Annotated in this window: 1 protein-coding gene; it reads right to left on the minus strand. The window is 52.9% G+C overall.

Annotated features, from left to right (window positions below):
• Positions 1–48 precede the first annotated feature (48 nt).
• Positions 49–592: YigZ family protein (locus J7438_RS27010; protein WP_209279099.1), on the minus strand; the 544-nt coding region annotated here is incomplete at its 5' end.

Consider the following 592-nt stretch of genomic DNA (forward strand, 5'->3'; position numbering starts at 1 on the left):
GTCTCACAGAGCTTATGCTTTAAACATACGCTCATAAGACAGAAAGATTCAGACATCATCCTGCCACTGAATAATAATCTGGCCCCGGCTGACATTGTACAAATGTCGGGTAAGGTCCTCTCTTCCGGTTTCTGGCATCAAGATCATCATCCTGACTGACTGGCCATAGTCACACTGCTCCAGGCTCGCGTGAAACTGGTCAAGGTGATGGCGAACCATCTGCTCCCGGGCATAGTCACAGAGAAGTACGCCCGCTCTTAGTGCAACCCGCTGCTCAAGGGGCAATTGTTCACAGGCCTGCTGAACAGACGCACTGTAAGCCCTGACCAGCCCACCAGCCCCCAGTTTCACGCCACCAAAGTAACGCACCACTACAGCCACAACATCACCAATACGCTTATGTTGAAGTACATTCAACATCGGGCGACCAGCAGTACCAGAAGGCTCACCATCGTCGTCAAACCCAACCACAGCACCGCCATCCGGTGCACCTGCAACGAAGGCTGAACAGTGATGAGTGGCATCCGGGTATTCGATACGCTTTTCTTCAACAAACGCCAAGGCTTCCTGCCAGGAGTGGGCCGGAGAAATG

It is taken from the genome of Thalassotalea sp. G20_0 (assembly GCF_017744175.1).
Taxonomy (GTDB): domain Bacteria; phylum Pseudomonadota; class Gammaproteobacteria; order Pseudomonadales; family Endozoicomonadaceae; genus Endozoicomonas.